Annotated in this window: 28 protein-coding genes and 1 pseudogene; 17 read left to right on the top strand and 12 right to left on the bottom strand. The window is 46.2% G+C overall.

Annotation, left to right across the window (positions count from 1 at the left end; all coding sequences use genetic code 11):
- Positions 1-56 precede the first annotated feature (56 nt).
- The 3 genes from AC2VDX_RS15455 to AC2VDX_RS15445 all read left to right on the top strand — a co-directional run bounded on the left by AC2VDX_RS15455 (position 57) and on the right by AC2VDX_RS15445 (position 3,715).
- Positions 57-668: a hypothetical protein gene (locus AC2VDX_RS15455; RefSeq protein WP_378183274.1), complete on the top strand. Its 612-nt coding sequence runs from the start codon at positions 57-59 to the stop codon at positions 666-668.
- A gap of 92 nt (positions 669-760) precedes the next feature.
- On the top strand, positions 761-2,419 hold the full coding sequence (locus AC2VDX_RS15450) for a hypothetical protein (RefSeq protein WP_378183272.1): 1,659 nt from the start codon (positions 761-763) through the stop codon (positions 2,417-2,419).
- Between the two features lie 12 nt (positions 2,420-2,431).
- Complete coding sequence (locus AC2VDX_RS15445; RefSeq protein ID WP_378183269.1) at positions 2,432-3,715, top strand: O-antigen ligase family protein; 1,284 nt, start codon at positions 2,432-2,434, stop codon at positions 3,713-3,715.
- 52 nt (positions 3,716-3,767) lie between these two features.
- Here AC2VDX_RS15445 and rpoD read toward each other — a convergent pair whose 3' ends face one another.
- On the bottom strand, positions 3,768-4,970 hold the full coding sequence (gene rpoD, locus AC2VDX_RS15440; protein WP_378183266.1) for an RNA polymerase sigma factor RpoD: 1,203 nt from the start codon (positions 4,968-4,970) through the stop codon (positions 3,768-3,770).
- A gap of 657 nt (positions 4,971-5,627) precedes the next feature.
- Positions 5,628-6,314 (bottom strand): polysaccharide deacetylase family protein, encoded by a 687-nt coding sequence (locus AC2VDX_RS15435; protein ID WP_378183263.1) that lies wholly within the window; start codon positions 6,312-6,314, stop codon positions 5,628-5,630.
- A gap of 41 nt (positions 6,315-6,355) precedes the next feature.
- Here AC2VDX_RS15435 and AC2VDX_RS15430 point away from each other — a divergent pair, with 41 nt between their 5' ends.
- Positions 6,356-6,892: a hypothetical protein gene (locus AC2VDX_RS15430; protein WP_378183260.1), complete on the top strand. Its 537-nt coding sequence runs from the start codon at positions 6,356-6,358 to the stop codon at positions 6,890-6,892.
- Positions 6,893-6,944: 52 nt separating this feature from the next.
- Here the strand turns inward: AC2VDX_RS15430 and AC2VDX_RS15425 are convergent, their stop codons facing one another.
- Positions 6,945-7,748 (bottom strand): hypothetical protein, encoded by an 804-nt coding sequence (locus tag AC2VDX_RS15425; RefSeq protein WP_378183257.1) that lies wholly within the window; start codon positions 7,746-7,748, stop codon positions 6,945-6,947.
- Between the two features lie 139 nt (positions 7,749-7,887).
- A complete protein-coding gene (locus AC2VDX_RS15420; protein ID WP_378183254.1) occupies positions 7,888-8,466 on the bottom strand; it encodes a hypothetical protein in 579 nt (192 codons plus the stop codon).
- A 177-nt stretch (positions 8,467-8,643) separates the two neighbouring features.
- Between AC2VDX_RS15420 and AC2VDX_RS15415 the strand changes: the two genes are divergently transcribed.
- Together AC2VDX_RS15415 and AC2VDX_RS15410 are read left to right on the top strand one after the other, a co-directional pair.
- Positions 8,644-8,871, top strand: coding sequence for a hypothetical protein (locus AC2VDX_RS15415; RefSeq protein ID WP_378183251.1), 228 nt, complete (start codon positions 8,644-8,646; stop codon positions 8,869-8,871).
- Between the two features lie 489 nt (positions 8,872-9,360).
- Positions 9,361-10,260, top strand: coding sequence for an alpha/beta fold hydrolase (locus tag AC2VDX_RS15410; RefSeq protein ID WP_378183248.1), 900 nt, complete (start codon positions 9,361-9,363; stop codon positions 10,258-10,260).
- Between the two features lie 69 nt (positions 10,261-10,329).
- Here AC2VDX_RS15410 and AC2VDX_RS15405 read toward each other — a convergent pair whose 3' ends face one another.
- On the bottom strand, positions 10,330-10,857 hold the full coding sequence (locus AC2VDX_RS15405) for a DUF4330 domain-containing protein (RefSeq protein WP_378183245.1): 528 nt from the start codon (positions 10,855-10,857) through the stop codon (positions 10,330-10,332).
- Between the two features lie 176 nt (positions 10,858-11,033).
- Positions 11,034-11,231 carry a hypothetical protein gene (locus AC2VDX_RS15400; protein ID WP_378183242.1) on the bottom strand — a complete coding sequence of 66 codons (198 nt, stop codon included), beginning with the start codon at positions 11,229-11,231 and terminating at the stop codon, positions 11,034-11,036.
- Between the two features lie 469 nt (positions 11,232-11,700).
- Between AC2VDX_RS15400 and AC2VDX_RS15395 the strand changes: the two genes are divergently transcribed.
- On the top strand, positions 11,701-12,552 hold the full coding sequence (locus AC2VDX_RS15395) for a M48 family metallopeptidase (protein ID WP_378183239.1): 852 nt from the start codon (positions 11,701-11,703) through the stop codon (positions 12,550-12,552).
- Here the strand turns inward: AC2VDX_RS15395 and AC2VDX_RS15390 are convergent.
- Positions 12,549-13,310, bottom strand: coding sequence for a metallophosphoesterase family protein (locus tag AC2VDX_RS15390; protein ID WP_378183236.1), 762 nt, complete (start codon positions 13,308-13,310; stop codon positions 12,549-12,551). The two genes, AC2VDX_RS15395 and AC2VDX_RS15390, sit on opposite strands and share 4 nt — an antisense overlap.
- 108 nt (positions 13,311-13,418) lie before the next feature.
- Positions 13,419-13,616 carry a hypothetical protein gene (locus AC2VDX_RS15385; protein WP_378183234.1) on the bottom strand — a complete coding sequence of 66 codons (198 nt, stop codon included), beginning with the start codon at positions 13,614-13,616 and terminating at the stop codon, positions 13,419-13,421.
- Between the two features lie 356 nt (positions 13,617-13,972).
- Here AC2VDX_RS15385 and AC2VDX_RS15380 point away from each other — a divergent pair, with 356 nt between their 5' ends.
- From AC2VDX_RS15380 to AC2VDX_RS15335, 10 genes and pseudogenes are all read left to right on the top strand, one after another.
- A complete protein-coding gene (locus AC2VDX_RS15380; RefSeq protein ID WP_378183231.1) occupies positions 13,973-14,572 on the top strand; it encodes a MiaE family protein in 600 nt (199 codons plus the stop codon).
- 13 nt (positions 14,573-14,585) lie between these two features.
- A complete protein-coding gene (locus AC2VDX_RS15375; RefSeq protein WP_378183228.1) occupies positions 14,586-15,071 on the top strand; it encodes a GNAT family N-acetyltransferase in 486 nt (161 codons plus the stop codon).
- A gap of 329 nt (positions 15,072-15,400) precedes the next feature.
- Positions 15,401-15,721 (top strand): DUF4258 domain-containing protein, encoded by a 321-nt coding sequence (locus AC2VDX_RS15370; protein ID WP_378183225.1) that lies wholly within the window; start codon positions 15,401-15,403, stop codon positions 15,719-15,721.
- Between the two features lie 11 nt (positions 15,722-15,732).
- Complete coding sequence (locus AC2VDX_RS15365) at positions 15,733-15,951, top strand: DUF2283 domain-containing protein (protein ID WP_378183223.1); 219 nt, start codon at positions 15,733-15,735, stop codon at positions 15,949-15,951.
- 90 nt (positions 15,952-16,041) lie between these two features.
- Positions 16,042-16,458, top strand: a complete 417-nt coding sequence (locus AC2VDX_RS15360) for a XisH family protein (RefSeq protein ID WP_378183220.1) — start codon at positions 16,042-16,044, stop codon at positions 16,456-16,458.
- Complete coding sequence (locus AC2VDX_RS15355; protein ID WP_378183215.1) at positions 16,449-16,781, top strand: XisI protein; 333 nt, start codon at positions 16,449-16,451, stop codon at positions 16,779-16,781. Before AC2VDX_RS15360 ends, AC2VDX_RS15355 begins: the two co-directional genes overlap by 10 nt.
- 18 nt (positions 16,782-16,799) lie before the next feature.
- Positions 16,800-17,160: pseudogene (locus AC2VDX_RS15350) on the top strand (SAM-dependent DNA methyltransferase); the annotation flags it as partial.
- Between the two features lie 101 nt (positions 17,161-17,261).
- The gene (locus AC2VDX_RS15345; protein ID WP_378183212.1) at positions 17,262-17,606 is read left to right on the top strand and encodes a hypothetical protein; all 345 of its coding nucleotides are present in this window, start codon (positions 17,262-17,264) and stop codon (positions 17,604-17,606) included.
- Positions 17,603-17,800, top strand: a complete 198-nt coding sequence (locus tag AC2VDX_RS15340; RefSeq protein WP_378183209.1) for a hypothetical protein — start codon at positions 17,603-17,605, stop codon at positions 17,798-17,800. The genes AC2VDX_RS15345 and AC2VDX_RS15340 overlap by 4 nt, the downstream gene beginning before the upstream one ends.
- A gap of 191 nt (positions 17,801-17,991) precedes the next feature.
- Positions 17,992-18,510 (top strand): DNA-binding protein, encoded by a 519-nt coding sequence (locus tag AC2VDX_RS15335; RefSeq protein WP_378183206.1) that lies wholly within the window; start codon positions 17,992-17,994, stop codon positions 18,508-18,510.
- Positions 18,511-18,832: 322 nt separating this feature from the next.
- Here the strand turns inward: AC2VDX_RS15335 and AC2VDX_RS15330 are convergent, their stop codons facing one another.
- The 4 genes from AC2VDX_RS15330 to AC2VDX_RS15315 form a co-directional block, all read right to left on the bottom strand.
- The gene (locus tag AC2VDX_RS15330; protein ID WP_378183203.1) at positions 18,833-19,906 is read right to left on the bottom strand and encodes a patatin-like phospholipase family protein; all 1,074 of its coding nucleotides are present in this window, start codon (positions 19,904-19,906) and stop codon (positions 18,833-18,835) included.
- 234 nt (positions 19,907-20,140) lie between these two features.
- Positions 20,141-20,209, bottom strand: coding sequence for a hypothetical protein (locus AC2VDX_RS15325; RefSeq protein WP_378183331.1), 69 nt, complete (start codon positions 20,207-20,209; stop codon positions 20,141-20,143).
- Between the two features lie 25 nt (positions 20,210-20,234).
- Positions 20,235-20,483: a DUF6753 family protein gene (locus AC2VDX_RS15320; RefSeq protein ID WP_378183200.1), complete on the bottom strand. Its 249-nt coding sequence runs from the start codon at positions 20,481-20,483 to the stop codon at positions 20,235-20,237.
- 97 nt (positions 20,484-20,580) lie between these two features.
- Entirely contained in the window at positions 20,581-20,691 is a 111-nt protein-coding gene (locus tag AC2VDX_RS15315) for a DUF6753 family protein (protein WP_378183197.1), read from the bottom strand.
- Positions 20,692-21,065: the final 374 nt, after the last annotated feature.

Below are 21,065 nucleotides of genomic sequence, written 5' to 3'. Positions count from 1 at the left end.
TCAATGACTGGTATAAAGTTCTATTTCTTAAGCAAGTTTTATAGCAAATTTGGCTCGTGACATCGCGCCCTTATGTTTTCATGGAGGTGAGCTTCTTAACTGCGACGGAAGATATAAAAATTGAGAGGATAGACAACATGACATCTGGAGAATCTTTGGACGATGGCGTTGAAGCGAATGGCATACGCTTTAAAACTCTGGTATCGGAACAGGTGTTGACCATCCCGAATAGGAATGGTGTCAAAACTCGCGTACAGTTTGGGATTCGCGTTACCAACTTTTCGCCAAATCCCTATCGCTTCATATTCTTTTACTTGCTCCCAGAACTCTTGGCGCCGGATGGGCAAGCAATACATCGGTGCTATGGCGTAAATGGAATCAAAATACCTCAAGAATCTGATTTTATGTTAGCTATGCCTGGAGAGAATTTGACCTTCTTTCTTGATGCCCAGCTTTCCTGGTGGAATCACAAGCTTCGACTCGGAGGATATGCCAGAAATGGTGGCGTTTGGCATTTTGACGCGCTTAATCCAGGTATATATCGGGTTCGGTTCGCATATCGAAACCAAGACGCAGTGAGACAAATCTATGGTGGAGGAAGTATAGAAGGACTCTGGATAGGTGTGGTGTCTACGCCTTTTGTGGAGTTCCGTTTGGTTCAGCCCTGAACTGGAGGTGTCATCACGATTACCACTTATATCCGATTTCACGCAAAGACTGTTATCTATTTGTCACCTAATGCGTAAAGGAGCTACGAAAAATGGCATCACGACAATATCCCTTAGCTTTCTGGGCGACAACCTTGCTAGTAGCGCTCACAAGTCAGTCTAGCGTCGCGTTTACTATTAATTTCCCTCCCCCAGATTCATACAATCCCTTTGTTCACTACGACGAAGAAGGTTATGAGGGCGATGCGTATCTGGTGGGTCCAGAAAGTATCGAAAGAGGTGGGACGGATGAGCTTATGCGATTGCTAGATGATTTTTCTAGGAGAAGGGGGGGTCGCTGGGAATTTGAGCGTGCGGAGGATGACTTAAAGGGTCGTTTTGATCTCCAATCTTATTACGCCTGCGGTCCTGGAATTGAGTGTGGGAAGGAGATAAACGACCCCTATATAGATGGAGTTGGAGCTTTTCTTGACTTACGGTACTATCCAGTTCTAGGTACCGCCGACCCCATACCCGACCCCACACGCCTAACCGATAAAGTCCAATGGATTCAGCGCGTGAAGAGTAACCATAGCCTCGACCCCGACGAACATGGTCGCATTGAAGATGTCCTCGACATTGATTCTAGGCAAAGCACCCCATACTATACTACAGCGGGAAACAGATTATCCATCGGCATACCACCCATCCCATACAGATTTTTCGTAGACAGATCGTACAGAAATGATCCCAAGAACAATCATACCTGGAATGCTTTCCTCTACCTGGTTGAAGAAACCACAGTTCCGGGAAGCCAGAAAAGGACAGTCAAGATTTACAACGGGATCAAATGGGGTTGGAGAAACGTAACTTGTAGTAAAAAATTCTATAAAAGTTTTTCTGACAGCCTAGGTGCTGGTGAACAAGACAATTTCCACCTGGATAAACTGACTCCAGGGGCAAACTTTCTTGCCTGGATTAATAACGACCTTCCCTCAAATAGCTGCAACCCAAACACCTACTTAAGCGCCTATAGCGATGATGGTTCTTTCTACTCATCTGACAACGACAGTAGTTTCTTAGGAGATGGCTTCGCTTCGGCACTGACGGGTACTATAATAGCCAGTGATGGCACCCTCAACCTGAGTGTCGGTGCTGTAGGAGGTCGTGGGGAAGACAGGGGCAACTATGAGCTTTATGTCGATGTGTCCGACAATCCTTCTCCTCCCCAACCGCCAGTTAGCGTTGGAGGTAGCGGTGGAGGTGGTTTTGGTAACGAGGGTCGGACACAGCAAAATCCAATACTTCCCAAGGCAGTTGAACAAGGCTGGCAAGTCTTCCGGAATGTTCCAAGCTGCCGCTGGTACGATCCGCCAACGAGTTATGGTTTTGAGTTCCAGTCACTGGAAGACACGCTATTCACTGAGATTCTTGATTTTCCCGTTGGTGACGATAATCTCTTTACCGTCTTAATAGGAGACACCATTCTGGGTGAGTTTGGTCCCGGACAAAGCGTAGACTTTGTTTCTTTATTTGGTTCAGGAGTGTCAAACTTTAAAATTACTGGTATCGATTCATTATTTGGCGACACAGAGGAAACGGCTTTTCCGATTCAACTAGCATTCAACAACCGAGTCGGAAGTTTCAAAATGCGCCCGTTGTCTGAAACCCCCAATCCTCAGTCGGTTCCTGAATCCAGTTCTTTTATTGGTTTTCTAGCTCTTGGTGCTTGGAGTGCTTGGAGTGTAAGTTCACTAAACAAGCGCAAGTAGGGGACACGTCCTGTGAAGTACCTTTATACCCTGCTGTTTTCCCTCAGCATCATTCTGATTAATCCTTGGGGATTAAGCCGAGGCGAAATCTGGACGCAGCCAAAAGTTTTCGTTGTCCTGCTAATCACTCTATTAAACCTCTTTTTCTTGTGGAAAGATCGGTTTGTGACAATACCGCGTAGCTGGTTTATTAGCAGATTGCTGTGGGAACTGTTTCTCGGAATTGGGCTACTTTCAACTATACAAAGTCCGTTCCCGCTTCGGTCTTTATTCGGTCAAGAGCAGATAGGCGATGGTTGGCTGTATTGGCTGATAATTGCAGTCTTCACCCTGAGTAATACTCTGCTTTTAAGACTGTACCCAGAACTACTGCGATCGCAACTTAATGGTTTGCTGATTGGTGGTGTAATTGTCGCTATAAGTATCTTCCCTCAAGCCATTGACTGGCGCATTGACTACACCGCTACAATGGGTCAACTGCTCCAAGAAAATGTCTTGGTTAGTACCATTTTCGTTCAGCAACAGCCGATTGGCTTGTACTCCCATCGCGGTCATGCGGCTTTTGTGTTAGCAGCTACGGGAGTTCTTTCGCTTGTGGGTTGGCGGTGGAATTGGCTATCTCTTCAAGTGATGCAAGCTGTTGTGATTCCAATTGTGGCGGCGCTGCTGCTGACTCAAACCAGAATGGGAATTGTGGCGATGCTTGTAGGAACTGCTTACCTGTTAGGACGAAAATACTACAAGCTGTTAGTCGTTGCGGCGCTGGTGTGTCTGCTTGTGGTTGGTATCGCCACTAGCACTCGACGACTCAATAATTTACCTCTAATCAAACAAATTACTTCAGACCGAGTTTGGCTGTGGGAGTTAGCAAGCCGTGGAATCAGGGAACGTCCTCTACTAGGATGGGGTATGCATGGTTTCGGGACAGCCTACCCTTATGTCATGAACCCGAATTGGACACCGAAAGTTGTGCGCTTGGGAAACTTCAGTTTCGACTACTTTAGCAGGGACGGGCAGTTGCAAACGCGATCGCTATCCACCAGTAAGGCGCACAATCTGATTCTGGACACAACTTTATCCGTAGGCTTTCTGGGGATGCTGTCTTACTTGACGCTGTTGGGATTTTGTCTATGTCGTGTCATCCAGTCGCCTTACCGTGGTATTGAGGCAGTAGCATTAGCCTATCTGATATTTACCCTCACCTGGTTCGAGTGCGCCCAGTTCACACATTTACCTTGGTGGGCACTTAGTCTTACCGATATCACCAGTCAAAAAAGAAGCCCGATCTCGCTTTAATAGCAAGTAGGGGCGGGGAAACCCTGCCCCTATAGAGATGAAAGCGATCGCGTTAGCGAATGTACTCTTTGAGGATGCTGTTGCGATTGGGATGGCGCAACTTGCGGAGAGCTTTTGCTTCAATTTGACGAATCCGTTCGCGGGTGACGTTGAAGATTTGACCGATTTCTTCAAGAGTTTTCATGCGTCCATCATCTAAGCCGTAGCGCAGACGCAGTACGTCGCGTTCGCGGGGGCTGAGGGTGTCGAGGACGCTTTCTAGGTCTTCGCGGAGGAGATTTTTGGAAACTTGGTCTTCGGGGGTTTCACCGTCAGCTTCGATGAAGTCTCCCAGGCGGGAGTCTTCTTCTTTACCGATGGGAGTTTCTAGAGAAATGGGTAACTGAGCTGATTTGGCGATGAATCGCAGTTTCTCGATGGTCATTTCCATGCGAGTAGCGATTTCTTCTTCAGTGGGTTTGCGACCCATTTCTTGGGAGAGAAGCTTGGTAGTTTTCTTGATCCGAGAGATGGTTTCGTAGAGGTGAACGGGCAGTCGAATGGTGCGAGATTGATCCGCGATCGCTCTCGTTATTGCCTGCCGAATCCACCACGTCGCATAGGTGGAGAACTTGTAACCTTTTTCGTGGTCAAATTTTTCAGCGGCTCGAATCAAGCCTAGACTGCCTTCCTGAATCAAGTCTTGGAAGGATAAGCCACGGTTCATATATTTTTTGGCAATCGAAACCACCAAACGCAGGTTTGACTGCACCATTTTGTCCTTAGCGCGACGACCTACATAGAGGCGATGTCGGAACGCTGGCAGGCGCTTGTTCACCTCTTTAGACCACTCTTCTTGTTGCGGTTCTCGCCCCAGCTGAGTAGCGAGTTGTTCCCAAACTCGCTCAGATTTTAGCACTCCCTCAGCCCACTCTATATCCTGCGGTTCCCGCTCCAGATTTTCGATCAGTTGCTCGCGCAAACGCTCTAATTCTAGTAAGTCCGCTATTTTGCGTGCGAGTTCAATTTCTTCGTCGGCTCGTAAGAGACGAATCCTACCAATTTCTTGTAAATAGAGACGAATCGAATCCTCAGTGTAGTGTTTCTTTTTCGTTTGCACCCGACGACGGGATCTACTGACCTTACCAGGCTTACTGTCGTCTTCTTCGGGTGTTACGTCTACAAAGTCGTCTTGATCCGCGTCTTCATCAATTAAGAGATCCAACTCGCTCTCAGGCGGAGTGATGATTTCGAGTACGTCGTTGGCCTGGGTCATGCCGAATTCCTCATGCTCCTTCAGTTAAAGACCAGAAGATGGTGTTAGTTAATCTACAAAACAAGTTAGCCAGTCGTTTACCTTACCAGCTTTCAACGCTTGCTGACTGGCTAAATGAGAGAAAGGGAGAAGGCGCTCGCCTTGCAGGCCAGCGTTCGATAACCGCGTTGAAATAGGTGTTAATGCTGGTAGTGTTCAAAACCTTTCCGATTGTAGCCTTTCTCACAAAACTTGCACGCTTTTGGTTTATTTAAACCTTCAAATATGAAGTTAATGTCAAGGCGGCTTTTCCAAATGGATAATCCGAGTGGAATTGATACACCCATTCCGATCCCATCTCCTTCAACTAGCTTGTACAGGATTTACCAGCAACATTCCCTGGTTGATTTGGTGATGCCTCCAGCCAGTTGATCGCTATCTTTCTATAAATAGCCTATAGTTAAGCGTCAAAGGTTTCGGGAGAGTAGCACTAAGCAGTAATGAACGTTTAGGCAAAACTAGAGAAAATGTTGCTTTGTCTCGCATTTTGCTTAAATGCAACTCTATCCTACTGACGCTTTATGGGCGATGGGTTGCGACAAATGGCTGAATTCTATTCCGTCATTCTAATCAACAAGAGCCAAAATGTGACAGAGAAAACATCAATATATTTCGCATTTAGGTTAAGGAGGTCAACTGAGTTTGCTGCCACAGCGCATCGATGGTAACAAATTGATATCCTTGTTGCAATAGTTGAGGCACTAGCTGGGCGGTCGTTTCAGCCACATCTTGACCTCCATAATAGCCATCATGCAAAACAATGACCGAACCATTTTGGACTTGCCGCAAAACTCGCTGTACGACGACGCTAACCCCAGGCTGCACCCAGTCTTCCGGCACCACGCTCCACATGACAGGTCGATAGTTCCACTGCTGCAATAAATCTAAGGTCTGGGGTGTAAACAAACCATTGGGGGGTCGAACGTCACGAATGTATTGTGGATCGAGTTGACAGGCTTGTTGGATCGCCTGCTGCGTCTGTTTTATACTTTGCTTGAGGTCAGATGGACTCAGCTTGGGAAAAGCGCGATGATCGTACCCATGCAGTCCAATCCAGTGACCCCGCTGGTAGACTTCTTTGGCAGTTGCTGGTGAGCGGTTAACGCAAACACCCAGCCAAAAAAAACTGGCGGTTATGCCGTATTGGTCTAGCACTTTCAATAGTTCGGGAGTGTAGTGGGGATGGGGGCCATCATCAAACGTGAGAGCGATCGCTCGTGAATTTCCAGTACCCGACCACAGACAACGGGGAAAGGCAGGCTGAAGAATTCGGTACACAATAGGAAATAGCGGAGCCAGATGCATTTGCTCTTTGATGTCGTTTTTCTAATTGGTGTCAGCAGACGGTGAGTCTCAAAGGTCAATTTAAACAACAAAGCCCATTTTTTGCCATACTGGCGGGAGCTTCTCTCTTATTTGCTCTCTCTGGGTGCAGCACCGTAACCACTAACCAGTATGAAGCAACCGCCCGGACAACTTTAACTTGGAAGGTCGGCTACTCGACCAATCCCAGCCGCAATCAAGAGCGAATCGAAACTTTTGCCTCTACTTCCTTACTCAACCGCAATGGGGAGAAGCCAGAAGGCGCGGTAATTGGCCCAGACGAACGGGAACTCTGGTGGTCTGCACTGCCGCCGCGCCCCACGCTTGATGAAATTGAACAGCGGCTGCAACCTGCCGAAAAGGCAAGCCAGCCAGAGATTTTGCGAGATGTGAATTACCAGATTACTTATCGCAACAACGGGCAGAGTGTTACCTTGCCGACGAATTACGATGTCTATCGAGAGGTTGTCAAGGCATATCCTTCCCAAACGCCTTTAGAGCTAACGCTGGGAGTCAACGATGCCTCTGTGGAGAAAGCGGAACCCCAGTTTAAGAATTAAAAAGCAAAAATTAAGATTGGGCGATCGCTCCTCTGCTCCTCTACCCCTCTGCTTAATTCTTCCTGCGGACTTTAGCCGCAGACCGTTTCAAAACAACTGGCGTCTTTAACGGTTGGCTGCCCTTAATTAACTGCTGGTTACTCTCCAATGCTTGCAGACCATCAAGAACCGCATCTCGGATTGCCGCTTCCGGTTCTTGATTCAGCATCAGCCGAAAGTATTCAGCAACGCTACGCCGATGCTCCCGCTCTAACCTAGCGTCTGTGACTAAGGCACAAAGTTGCCGAACCGCAATCAGACGCTTCAGGGGGTCTACCTGCGTTAGTTCCGTTAACCAATGGTTCAGGTTGGCTTCATCTCGATTCAGTTGACGGCTAATAATTTGCCAGACCAAGAGAATCAGGGTTGCCAGAGTGCCCAGACCTTGAAGAATTGCACCAGCGGCAATCCAAGGACTGTCGGAGTCTACCCAGATAGAAACCGCCATATAAGTGCTGAAGCTGGCAATGCCGCCACTGCCAACGGCAAGAGTTAATTGCCGGTTGGATCCACTAAAAAACCGTTGCAGACTCGACCAGTGTACTTGCCAGTCCCACTCCTGCATCAGGTAAACCAGCAACATTACCAACACACCAGTGCCGGTAGCGAGTAGAAGCTTCCAGTTCCAGAACAGCATCACCACCACAACGGCGATGGCTAGCGCCCACCGCTTCGCTACCGCTACCAGCCACCTGCCCGATCCCTGAACCGGGTGCCGGGGAAACAGCTTGAGGGCTGCCATTTTTAATTGTTTCTGCGACAGAGCTAATTGGATCTGGTTAACGAGTTGCTGTCGCCAAGACGACGCCTGTGCCACGAAAGTTTCCTGCTTAAGTCAGATAGATTATACCTAACGAGTTAACTATCTTAATAACTTTTAGTCATTAGTCCGTAGTCATTAGTCCTTAGTTTTAGCTAGTTGACCAATGACTACTGAACCAATGACCAATGACCGTTCATAAACCAAAGCTCAAGTCATCAATGGTCAGACAGCCATCAAAGGCGTAGAAGGTGATCCGATAGATATTTGGTACTGCGACGCTCAGCTGAGTGTTAGGAGGAATTTTGGAATCCGTCCCGGCTAGATTCGGCTCTGTCAGCTCAGCGCGAGCGAGGAGCTGGTTTTGCTGGTCGTAGGCAGATAAAATTGTTCGCTGGGAACTGGTGACAAAGCCACTGACAAAGCGAACCGGATACTGAAACGAAATTTCTATCAAGCCGTTTTTAGGGGCACCCATGAGGACGGTGGTGCCAGATCGCGGGGGGAAAGCGGGGTTGGAAGGATGCAGGGCGATCGCGTTTCTAAAAGTGAGACCCCATTGCTGAAACTGACGCTCCACCACGTCAAAGCATTTCAAGTCTTCCATGTTGAGGCGAACGCAGGTTGGCTTATTTACGGGTAAGCCGGAGTCAGCGCTAGGCGGCTCTATGCTAGGAGAAGCGACAACGGTGGACGCATCGCTGAACTCAATTGTTGTTGCGGATGCGTCAAAGTCGCTGATTTCATCCCACGGAAGACTGCATTGCATTGCCATAACATTCTCTTGACGTACTTTTTCAAGAACTGGATCGCCGTTTATTGCTCCGACACGGACATCTCCAGACTTGACGGAGCTATCACTTGGGAGCGACGATCTGAAGCTACTAACCCCCCCTCTGTTCATTCAGCCTCCTTGACTTATGGGGCGTCTTTTACGATCTGATTCCGAGTAATGCTTCTTCCCTCAGGCAAAAAATTCCGCATTTTTAAATTTTTTGAGCGGGAAGTTTTGGAAGAAATGTTCCAGCCATCAACATTGGCTGATGACCGATTGCCAGCGCGATCGCACACACCCTCTTACTTAAGTACGCAAAAAGCCGGTGAGGGGTTTCACCCCCTACCGTTTGGATTATCCCTGATTTTTTCTAATTTGGCGGAAAAAAACCAGCGGCTGGATTAGCATAGCGGGAAATAAAATCAACCGGCTGATATACTTTTACATTAATTTACATCTGCCTTTAGGGATAACTATTTACAAAATCTTTAATTTCAAGACGGTTGTTTTATCGTTCCTTTAAATTGCGGAATCGTTGCTCCAGTGAGGCTGGGCGCATTCGGTGCCATATCATTTGGTTTGACATTGCCCGGTGAAAATTTCTGAAACTAGCTATATCAGGACTTACGCAAAGCTTATACATATAGAGTTTTTTCGGGTTCAATCCCCCAGGGGGATTGCGGTGGTAGATGTGGTGATGTGCGGCGAGTCCTGTATATGTAAGCGTTTCATCATCCAAAATCTCAAGCAAAAATCTAAAATAGTATCAGTCACCAGCTCAACTGGGCATCGGCGATTGAAACTAGGTGCTAGGAATCAACCACTAGTCAGACGTTCTCACACTCAACAATTGGCGACAATGAGCGCTTGTGGCGATAACAATGAGGTTTATTCATGATTCAGCCACCCGGCTTTGAGATGCAATCGATTGTCACTTCCTTGGGAAGAATGGTGTACTACACCCCCAAGGGGGCACCTTGGCGCTCGACGGATGCAGCCATGTCAGAGGAGCTGCCCACGTTGGTTTTCCTGCATGGCTTTGGTGGTGGGTCGTCCGCCTATGAATGGTCGAAAGTCTATCCAGCTTTTGCAACCGAGTATCGAGTTATTGCACCCGACCTAATTGGTTGGGGTAGGTCTGACCATCCCGCACGCAATTACCAGATAGATGACTACATCAACACAATTATTGAGTTCATCGAGCAGACTTGTAACGAGCCGGTGCCAGTCGTGGCATCTTCTCTCACGGCTGCTTTTACAATTAGAGCCGCGATCGCTCGCCCCGATCTCTTTAAGTCCCTGATTCTCACCACACCGGCGGGTTTGTCTGACTTTGGGGAAAATTACAGCAGTAGCTTCTTTGCCCAACTGGTTAGCACGCCAATTCTAGATCGCTTGATCTATAGTACTGGCGTTGCTACTGAGGGTGGCATCCGTAGTTTCCTAGAACAGCGTCAATTTGCAAGGCAACGCCGCGTCTACCAGGAAATCGTAGACGCTTATCTGCAATCTGCCCAGCAACCAAATGCAGAATATGCAGCGCTTTCTTTTGTTCGGGGAGATTTATGCTTCGATCTATCCCTGTACATGACTCAGCTAAACGTGCCTACTGCCATAATGTGGGGGGAAAAATCCGAGTTTACTGGCCCGGAAATTGGCAGGCGGCTGGCAGCTTTAAATCCGCAAGCTGTCCGAGTTTTTCAGCCCCTCGATGATGTGGGCTTGACGCCCCAACTGGAACTGCCTGCGGTGACAATCGGCTTGATCCGGCGATTTTTAGACTTACTTGCGTAGAACTTACTTGTCTAGAAATGCCAGAGAAACCCATTATTTTAAAAAATAGTGGGTTTCTCTACCGCCAGATTAGTCTTGGAACCGGATATCAATGACCGTGGAATTGAAGTTATAACCTGAGCCGTCCAGTTCTACTGGGATGCCAATTTTGAGTTTGGTACCGCCCACAACCGGGCCATCCTTGGTGATTTGGGCTTTAGTACCGAAAGTCATCAGCATATCGGTGCTAAAAGAATCAGGTCTAGGATCGGGGAGCGCTTTAACAGAACCATCCGGTTGCGGGACGGTCACGCTTCGCGGCAGGATTTTTATGGATTTAATCTCCATCTGTCCGGCGGGTTGATTGCGGATGATAATATTCGTTTTTTTGTCCTTCTGGAACTGGTCAATTAAAGCCTGGGGATCTCGCACATTTAGACCCCGGACAATCAAATCCATTTCTACGGGTTTTGTGGTAACGCCGACTTGGGCAACCGAACCGGAGGTGCCGGGAAAAAAGAAGATTCCCACAATAACTGAGAGAATCACTAAGGCAGCACCCACATCTAAGATGCTCACCTTGCCGAATAAGCGACCTTGAGAATCCAAAATCTTCATGCAGAATTGTCCTGGCTCTAGCTAAAAAACTGGGGAAATTCAGTAACCTCTAACTCTACAAATCACAAGGTAGATGATACTTAATCCGGCAGTCTTTTGTCAGAGTACCACGAGTGTCGCCTACAGAGTGCTGGCAGATGGCTGGTTGTAAAGCCTTCCTGAAAAGACTGCCTAACTTAGTCTACGACACGGATATAGCCTTGCTTTAGGCTGTCAAATACTCGGTTGACTTGGATCTGCTCTTCGGAGCTGAGAGCCGTCTTCGATAACAGCGCTGTCATCAGCCGTTGTTGGTCATTGCGAGTGATTCTGCGCGTGGTGAATAATTGCTCGACTAATTGAGCGATCGTTAGGGAGAGGCTTTGAGCTTGCATCTTCTTATCGGGGCACAGGATTCTATTTAAATTTTCTGTGAACTTGCTCTCCAGTTCATCAGGACAACCACCGAATCTGGTGATGAAGAATGGCTAAATTTTCAGCAGTACCGAATCAGTATTGTACGGGGGATCGATCTCAGTTCGATGATCTGCCGAGGCTTGAGCGATCGCTAAATATCTCGATTGCGGTTGAAGCTGCAACTTAGAATTCTCAAATAACGTCTGCTAATTCAGGCTGATGAAAGTTGTTGTCACATTTACGTGGAGATGCGATCGCATTCTATAGATTCTCTTTCTCTGGGCTGATGCCTGGGAAGAAGAACCAGAACCAGAAATTGTGAGTTATAAAATGTGGTGTTGCCTCGTGTGGAGCAGGCATCTCGCCTCCGAGATGGTAGGGAGTGTTGAAGTTGCAAAGACTGGTCGCTTATCACAACTGTCGGTTTGATTATCACTCGTTTTCGCTATGAAGTTGAACCCCTTGTCATTTTTTTCTCGTCGTTCCTCTCGCCGCTGGTTCTATCCGTTCCTCTCATCTGTGGTGGCGCTGTTTATTTGTGTAGGTTTGCCTCAGTCTGGGCAAGCAATCTCGTTGTTTGACTTGATTTTGCGCGGCGTTCAGGTGATTCAGCTATCGAATATTTCTGATAAACAGGAAATTCAGATTGGTCGGTCGATTAATAACCAGCTGGTCACTCAGGAGATTCGGCTGTATCGCAATCCGCAAATCGTTCGCTACGTTGAAGAGATTGGTCAGCGGTTGGTGGCGAAGAGCGATCGCCCTGATATTCCCTATACGTTTCAAGTGGTTAACGATAAGGGTCTCAATGCCTTTGCGACAATGGGAGGCTTTGTCTACGTCAACACTGGCTTGCTCACAGCAGCAGATAATGAAGCTCAGCTGGCGAGTGTTATGAGCCACGAAATCGGTCATATTGCCGGTCGTCATGCGATTGAGCAGCTGCGGAAAAATGCGCTAGCTCGCGGCGTGGCGGCAGCAGCGGGGTTGGATCGCAACCTAGCCGTTCAAATTGGCGTGGATTTGGCTCTGCGGCGTCCGAACAGTCGCCAAGATGAATTCGAGGCGGATCAAAAGGGGCTGCAAACCATGACGAGAGCAGGCTATGCTCCCTCTGGAATGGTGGCTTTCATGGAAAAGCTGCTCAGGGCCAATTCTGTGCCTACTTTCTTAAGTACCCATCCGGCAACCTCGGATAGGATTAAGGCTTTGAAACGTGCTATTGACCCGGAAGATGCCAATGTCGGCGATGGGTTGGATGAGCAGGCTTATAAAGCGAAAATTCGCCCCCTGACTTAAGGTCTGAGCATCTGGCGGCGCATCCGACTCACCTGGGATGGATCGACTTGCGTCACTGCTTCTTTGAGGGGCAGTTTGCGAACGCGACGCCGCGCCACATTGACTTGATAAACCAAATTGTTGGTGATGTCCAAGCCAGTCAACCAACCACTTTTTTGGTGATAGGCACCCGTATCGATGTCAAGCCAGCCGTTGCCTTGGGCGAGTTTCCCTGGTGCTACTCCAGGCAGGGTAAAGGTGATGGTGTGACCCGTAACGATCAGTTTATCGGGGAAGTACGGCTGGGGAATGCTGTGAAATTCTTCGCGAATCCAGCAAAATTCCTCAGCGGTTTGCTTCTCGAAGGGAATTTGCGGATGGACGCCTGCATGAACTAACCAGATATCGCCTAAGTCTAAATACGTGGGTAGCGATCGCATCCATTCTATATCCTCTGTCGGAATGCCCGCTTCCCCATAACTGTTCACGGTTGCATGACCGCCACTGTAGAGCCATCCTTGCAGCGCTGGACCGTAAATTTGTCCATCGCCCAACACGTCTAATAACATTTGCTCGTGGTTGCCCAACAAACAATGATAGGAATTTTGCTTGACAAATTTAACAACCTGAGCGCTCTGAGGCCCTCGATCGATTAAATCCCCCAAAAAATAAACCGAGTCGTTTGAGGAAGGAGCGATCGCTTCCAACAAGGTCATCAGGCCGTCGTAGTGGCCATGTACATCACCAATCACAATGCGACGGGGGGTCATTTTGCTCATCCTCAATCCGATTACTCACAACCTTAGATAGCGCCTCAGAGTGAGGCACCGAATAACTGTCGATCAAAACTTATACACTCATGGACATCCCTAGTCATGTTGCCCAGGTTATCGCGCTGGTGGGAAAGTGACTTTCAAACGCGGCACAATATGGTAAAATTCCAATGTCTCACCGATAAACCATCGGTGAGATGTTTGTCGCGTCTGCTCCGTTACAGCCAGATGAAACTCACAGCCTGTTAAAACTGATAACCACGCTAAAACTGGGTTGATTAGTAAGTCAATCAAGTAGGAAATGGATGTCAAAAAAGCAATGTCCTTTCTGTGTATTAAGAGTTTCACGGAACGGATGCACAGCCTGAATAGGGAACACCAAAAAAGCACTGGGAAAAATCAGCTATAAATTAGAAGTCAAGAGTGCATTTTCAAAGCTGACTTTTAAGTTCTAAATTCTCTTCTAAGTGGCGGGACGTGGCAAATTGTAAGTATGGTAGACTACAGTATTAATCATATCTCGCCAAGCCTGAGTAGGACATTCGGGGATCGGGAATATCCCTAAGGGCAGGTGAGTGTTGGGTGAAACAGAGCGAGACAATCAAGCGAAAAATCCTCTCGCTATAGTTAAATGTCAGAATTTTTTCAACTAAAGTTCCTTGCCTCCTGTGTCTTCTACTACGCTGCCAGTCATTATTGCCCTGAAACAAGCCAGCAGTATCGCTTGGGTAAATCAGGCGATCGCTAACGCGGATACCATTCTGCTCGATCATTCCCACTGCGAACGGAAAGCAGCAGGGGTTGCTTTGAATTTGATGTTTCGCTACCCTTCTTATACTCAGCTGGTGCGGCAGCTCACCAGGATCGCCCGCGAAGAACTGGAACACTTTGAGCTGGTTAACCAGTGGTTGGAACGTCGTGGCATCCCTCTAGCTGCCCTCTCTGCGCCTCCTTACGGTGCCGGGATGAAGGCGCAAATCCGCGCCAAGGAGCCGGAGCGGTTATTGGATTCTTTGCTAGTTTCTGGGTTGATTGAGGCTCGAAGTCACGAACGGCTGGGATTACTTGCCACCCACTTGCCCAATCCAGAGTTAGCCCAATTTTATGGCAGCTTGATGGCATCTGAGGCACGTCACTATGGCGTTTATTGGCTGCTTGCCGATACTTATTTTGAGCGTGCTGTTGTCAACCAAAGGCTGGAGGAATTAGCCGTTGTTGAGAGTCAGTTGCTGGAAACGCTGCACCCAGAACCGAGAATTCACAGCTAAAGGCAAGAAGCGAATGAAAGCTCCATATCGGGATTTTGTGATTCGTGGCTGGGAGGAGCGCGATCGCACTTTTGCCGCTCATGTTATCTATTCAGTGTTAACCGAGTATGGCTTGTCTTGGGAGCCAGAGGGCGCGGATCGGGATGTTCTGGAGGTAGAAAAATTTTATCAAGATGCTGGGGGTGAGTTTTGGGTAATTGAAAGACAGGGGCAACTGGTGGGGACTGGCGCGTATTATCCGGTGAAGCGCGGGGACAAATCGGTAGAATTACGCAAAATGTATCTATTGCCAGCGGTGAGAGGGCAAGGTTTGGGTAAGTATTTGTTACAACAACTCGAAAACGCGATCGCTTCTCGTGGTTTTCAGGCAATCTGGCTGGAAACGGCTAGCGTCCTTAAAGAAGCGGTCAAACTTTATGAAAGTAGTGGGTATGAACCAGCAACGGGTGTAGAGACGGCAAGATGCGATCGCCTATATGTAAAATTCTTCCCCTTTTAATTCTTTTTCTGGTAGAGCTATGGGGTAAGGATAGAGGTAAGAAGGCTTGGTAGAAAGGGCTTTCTTCTTATACCATTTCATCTTAATCTCGCCACAAATAAATTGTTGGAAGTGGCTACTGACAAGATTTGTGTCATCCAAACTCTGAAATCAAAATCTAAAATTGTATTCCTCTGCCCTTTTTTTCTTTATAAACCCAAAATTTCACAAACAGGTGTGGCAGGCGCAAGGGTTGCCTACGGCACGCTACGCGATCGCATTTCTGATGAGGTGCTGATGGGTGAGAGTCGCGTGTATTGGGTGGATTGCATAAGCTGGAGCCGAGGGAATTGGGTAATACTCTATGTGAGAGGATTCTTGAGGTTTTACCCGCATCTAATTTATTGGACAAGCAAAATAAAACCATTAGATTAACTAATCATGCTCAAGAACAAGCGATTGAAAGAGGTACAAATGAAGCAGAAATTGTTGATGCTATTATTACAGGTAATCGACAACCTGCTAAAAATGGTAGATACAAATATCAAGCCACTTTTCAATATAATAATGATTGGCAGGGTAAGTTCTACTCTCTCAAAAAAGTCGCACCGATTGTTGCCGAGACTGATACTGAATTAGTCGTTATCACGGTCTATACTTTTTATTTTTGAGGTAAAAGTTTATGAAAATTAGTTATGATTCAGAAGTTGATGCTCTCTACATTAGACTTGTAGAAGGCAAGCATCAGTGTCGCACTTTGCAGTTAACTGAGGAAATTGCTTTAAATATTGGTGAAAATGAATTATTAGTAGGGATAGAAGTTTTAGATGCTACAGAAGTTTTAGGTGCAGGAAATATCCCTAATGTAGTGCTGGAAAATATATCTTTTACTGTGGCTTAAATAGGGAAGGCGATCGCTACCTGTGCAAGCATCGCTCTCGCTGGTATGCTCAGGAAAAGCGTCCTCCTTCCCCTTTCCTCACATAAAGCTATGTCCGCAAAAGATATCTTTCATCCCATTGTACGTTCAGCACTGGAAAAGGAAGGGTGGACAATTACTGACGATCCTATCTATCTTAAAGTAGATGAAGATAAGCTGTATGTAGATTTAGGTGCTGAAAATAACTTATTGGGAGCAGAAAGGTACGGACAGAAAATAGCAGTAGAAATTAAAAGTTTTTTAGGTCTTTCATTGATTAATAATTTTCACGAAGCGATCGGTCAAGCTTGGAACTATAAAGTGGTTTTAGCAGAACAACAGCCAGATAGAGTTCTTTATCTAGCAGTACCCGAAGATATTTATGAAGAATTTTTCACTCGGCGTTTAGCTCAAATGTCAGTAATGCGGATGCAATTAAACTTACTTGTATTCAATCCGATTAGGGAGGAGATTGTACTATGGAAATAGAGAAATATAGAAAAATAATTAAATCGATTGTCGGAAAACATTCTGAGGGCGACAGTGACGATCGCGAAGTGGAAACTCAAATTGCTTTCGATGTCGATCGCGATCGCTATCTGATGTTTCATGTCGGGTGGCGTGGAGAAAAACGGGTGTTTGGATGTGTTATTCACATTGAGATTAGGGAGGGAAAAATTTGGATTCAACGAGATGGGACTGAGGTGGGGATAGCCAACGAGTTAATTGAAGCCGGAGTGCCTAAGTCTGATATCGTGTTGGGATACAGGTCGCCTTATATGCGTAAGTTTACAGAGTTGGCGGTGGGGTAGTGATGAGGTTAGAGAGGCGATCGCTACCTCTGCAAGCATCGCTCTCCCTGGTATGCTCAGGAAAAGCGTCCTCCTTCCCCTTTCCTCTGTACCTATATGGGTCGTCAGGATAGTGGTAGAGGTAGACCTTTTCGATTTATCCTGAATCACTCAAGGGCGACGGCTACCAATGTTTATTTGATGTTGTACCCTAAACCTGCTCTTGCTAAAGTGCTTTTAAATCAGCCAGAATTGCTTAAAGAGGTTTGGCAGGCGCAAGGGTTGCATTTCTGATGAAGTTCTGATGGGTGAGGGGCGCGTGTATGGGGGTGGGTTGCATAAGCTGGAGCCGAGGGAATTGGGTAATGCTCTAGCTGGAAAGATTGTTGAAGTTTTATAAAGTAGAAGTGCGATCGCGTTTCTTGCGTGCTTTTTAACGTTTCTTCTGGTAGTTGCAGCTCTCTTGGGTATGATGTAGTCTTGTCTATAATCTGGGGCATAATGGCCAAATTACCAGACCAAACTTTAGCTACTATCTTTTACTTGCAGCGACGGTTAGTAGAACTGATTGATGAAGCCAAAGCTACTGAGTTCGCCATATTTGAACGGTTTGGGGAGAATGAGGCAACCCTACCAGAATTAGATCAGATGCAAAGCGGTGCTGAGAGACTGAGAATGCCTTACTCGCGTTTGCATACTCTGGCGCTAGGAATAGCCGAATACCAGCCGATAGCGACCGATGCTATGCTGAACTTATTGGCTCAAACTATTGAGCAGACTGAGGCATTAATCGGTGCTATTGAGGCAAGCATTTCTGAAACCAAACAAAATTGGAATCTGCCATGAATCAACAACTCCAAATACCCGACCCCCAGACGAGAGCGCGAAGTGTTGCTAGGTGGCGTGAAGTTAACCAACAAATCGATTTGCTCACACTCCAGCTTGATGAATTAATTGCGATGGTAGAAACTGGTCTGCGAGAGCAACGTCTGGCTAGACTTCAAGGTAAAGGTCAAGCAGCAGAGACTATTAATGAGTAAGAGAAGGATGTGAGCGATCGCTATCTCTGCAAGCATCGCTCACCCTGGTATGCTCAGGAAAAGCGTCCGCCTTCCCCCTTCCTATGTACTTATATGGGTCATAACGGTTTAGCTTCCTTAGAATTCTTTCAGCGTGACAGAAAGTTAAATCCTAAAGGTATTATTGCTATAGATTTATTGAGGTGGAAACCATGATTAAAAATGAAAAAGAGTATGAATACAGTCAAGAATGCGCGCGAAAATTTGAATATTCTATTATGGCGTTAGACCAAGATGAGGAACTGAAGAAAAACGACCCCGATGGTTGGCAACTTTCTCGCGATGTCAAGCAATCTCACCTGATGGCTTTACAAGCAGAAATTGCTGAATATGAAAGGCTTATTAATTGTGACAAAATCCAGCCGATTCAAATTAAAGTTGAGAGCATAAATAAGCTGTCAGATGCTTTAATTAAAGCTAGGATAGCAGCCAAAATCAGTCAACAAGAATTAGCTCAAATACTAGGAATTGAAGAACGGCGAGTTAGGCAGTATGAAGATACAGATTATCAATGTGCCAGTTTTGTAGAAATCCTCGAAGTTAGCACAGTTTTGGGCGTAGAATTTGAAACGGCTGTGATGCGGGTAGATTTTGAGGAAATAGAAGCTGTTAAACAAAGTGTAGAAAAATGGCGAAAGGAAAAAGTAAGTATGACTGCTAAAACCTCATAAATGTTAGTGAGTTGCTCTAAAATAGATTGTTAGAACAACCATTGAGTAATCCCAGGAACCCGGTTTCTTTGGCTTGCAGCAACGAAATATCAAACTTCCCGAGGAAAGAAACTCGGTTTCAGTGTCTATCTCTAATACTGAATAGGGAGAAGAAAGAGTGAAACCTATTAAATTAACTAATCTTCATAAACTTTTGAGGTAAAGATTTATGAAGATTAGTTATGATTGAGAAATCGATGCTCTCTACATTAGATTTGTTGAAGGTAAGCATCAGTGTCGTACTTTACAGTTAACTTGGGAAATACAGACCTGTGAAAGGAAGTCAGATTGTTCTTATCCCAAGCGTATTGTCCTCTTTCAAAAGCTTACACAACTGATCCAAACTATCCCGACAATGCTCAGTCAATGTTTCACCTCGCATCTCTAGGTAATCGATATTACCAGGATCTGCATTATCCATCTGATCGTGATTATGATCGCCACTCAATTGAAGTTGAAAACGGTAGTAGTTTCTGTTCTCTCCTTTATTTACCATTAGCTTATCAAGCTGAAAAGCAACAGCTTCGCTTTGACCATCTAGAACAATGTTCAATAAGGGAAGTACCCATTTGACTTGTCCCCAATTTTTCACCTTATTATACTTATATTGTCTAGTTAGTGAGCCAGTCCCCAAAGAAACAACAAGGGTATCAGTACGTTCTAGTTCTTCACCCTTATGTGCTTCCTTGTAAGAAATCATCGCCTCCATCATTGCAAGTGAGGAAGGATTATTTGCAAAAATCCCGCCGTCAACTAAAGCGTAATATCCCTCTGGAGTACGATGTGCTGTGTCGAGTTTGTAAGGCGGAAAGAATGTCGGTGCAGCAGAAGTTGCCATTGCTGCCTCAACCATTTTGAATCCCCTACATATTTTGCGGCTATTATAACTATCGATGTCTTCTGCTTCCGGATTGCTTGTAAAAAAAACTGGTGCTCTCAGTTCGATATCGTAGCTCGTGATCAAAATTTCTTTTAATGCGTCTTCAACCTTCGCTTCACCTAGAAGCTCCGTGAAAACTTCTTGCCTACCTTGTGGGTTGAACTTGGGTTGTCCCATATCATCTAGACCCAGTGGCATATTCTCACTAAAAATCTTTTTTCCATATTTGCGATAGAAATTTACAAGTTCGGCAGATGTGTACTCTGGCTCCTTATTGATCCTAGAATCTGAGTTCAGTTTAGTTAAACCCAGTGCTAAAATTCCTCCTGTTGAAGTGCCTGCAATAAAATCAAACATTGTTGCTATTCGTTTTCCTGTTTGCTCTTCAATGTAGTTGAGAACGATCGCAGGGATAATACCCCGGATACCACCACCATCAATTGAGAGAATTCTTCTCTTGAATACTTTAGTATCCATAACACTTGCTCCTTGAGATATTGCTTAAATTGTCAACGAAACTGATTCCAAAAGAATTGTCCTAACCAAAAAAACTCAAGCGCTCCAACTATTAATTGTGCTGCATTTGCGGCCTAAACCACTTTATAGTGTATGAAACCGCAAACATTTAATCCCTAAATTTACGCTTTTCTAGAGCTTCAACCCATATAGTGGAGAACCCCGATGTAGATTCACCTCCTGCAACTTCCATAGTCACCCTAAACGCTTGACATCCTTTTTGGATTCTAAATTAGTCAGACTATCCGAATACCACTTGATCAAATTCCGAGCAAACTTCCCCTCAGCGCTAGTCGCCCACCGCAAAGCCAGAGCCTGCTCGTTTTGTCAGATGAACTGGCTGCCCCAGCGCAAACCCCCCTTGCGACCAAAGCAAACCCATCCATCCCATCAAAGCACCGACACCCAACGTCGTTAAGAGGATACCCACCGCAACCACCAAAGAACGCGCAGATGTCACCATCCTTGTCAATTGGGTCTGACGCACTAGAGAATTGACAGCCTCAGCAATTTGCCCCTCTTGCTTCTCAAGCGCCACCCGTTCGTAATGTTAATCCGCGCCAAAGATCGCACACCAACTCAAAATCCTCTGGTTTGGGACTTTCTCGAATCAGCACTTCCAATCGCCCCGTAGCCTATAAAATCAGAAATCTTGGGTCAGTTGGCTCAATTTTCCCTTTAAAAGCCAACTCCAAAACTTTGCGCCTATACTCCTCAGATTGACCCTCCAGGGGAATATCCAGCAAAGATTTAGTATCAACAGCATCTTTAACTCACGGTAACATCCCCGTAGTTTCAAACGCCTCGTAATCTGACAACATAAACGACTTAATTCGTTGCCATCCCAACACCCCAAATTATTGACTATTCCTTTTCAGATGAGCAGAAAATTGGATAGCGTTTCTAATGCCGATTTGTCACTTTAAACTTAGGATAACTATCAAGCCCGTGAAAATTCACTCATCGCATTTTTTATTACATTCGTGTTAGGAAAAGTGCCACCATTGACGCATCCGCCGTTTGAGCGAACAGTCGAATCATCATCACATAGGATTTCGCTCTAAAAGAGGTCCACGATCGGGGAAGCCAGCCCCAAGACAAAAATCTGCATCTAGCGGCT

The organism is Coleofasciculus sp. H7-1, assembly GCF_057473865.1.
The sequence above is the reverse complement of the archived record's forward strand: the minus strand, read 5'-3'. Positions and strand labels throughout refer to the sequence as shown.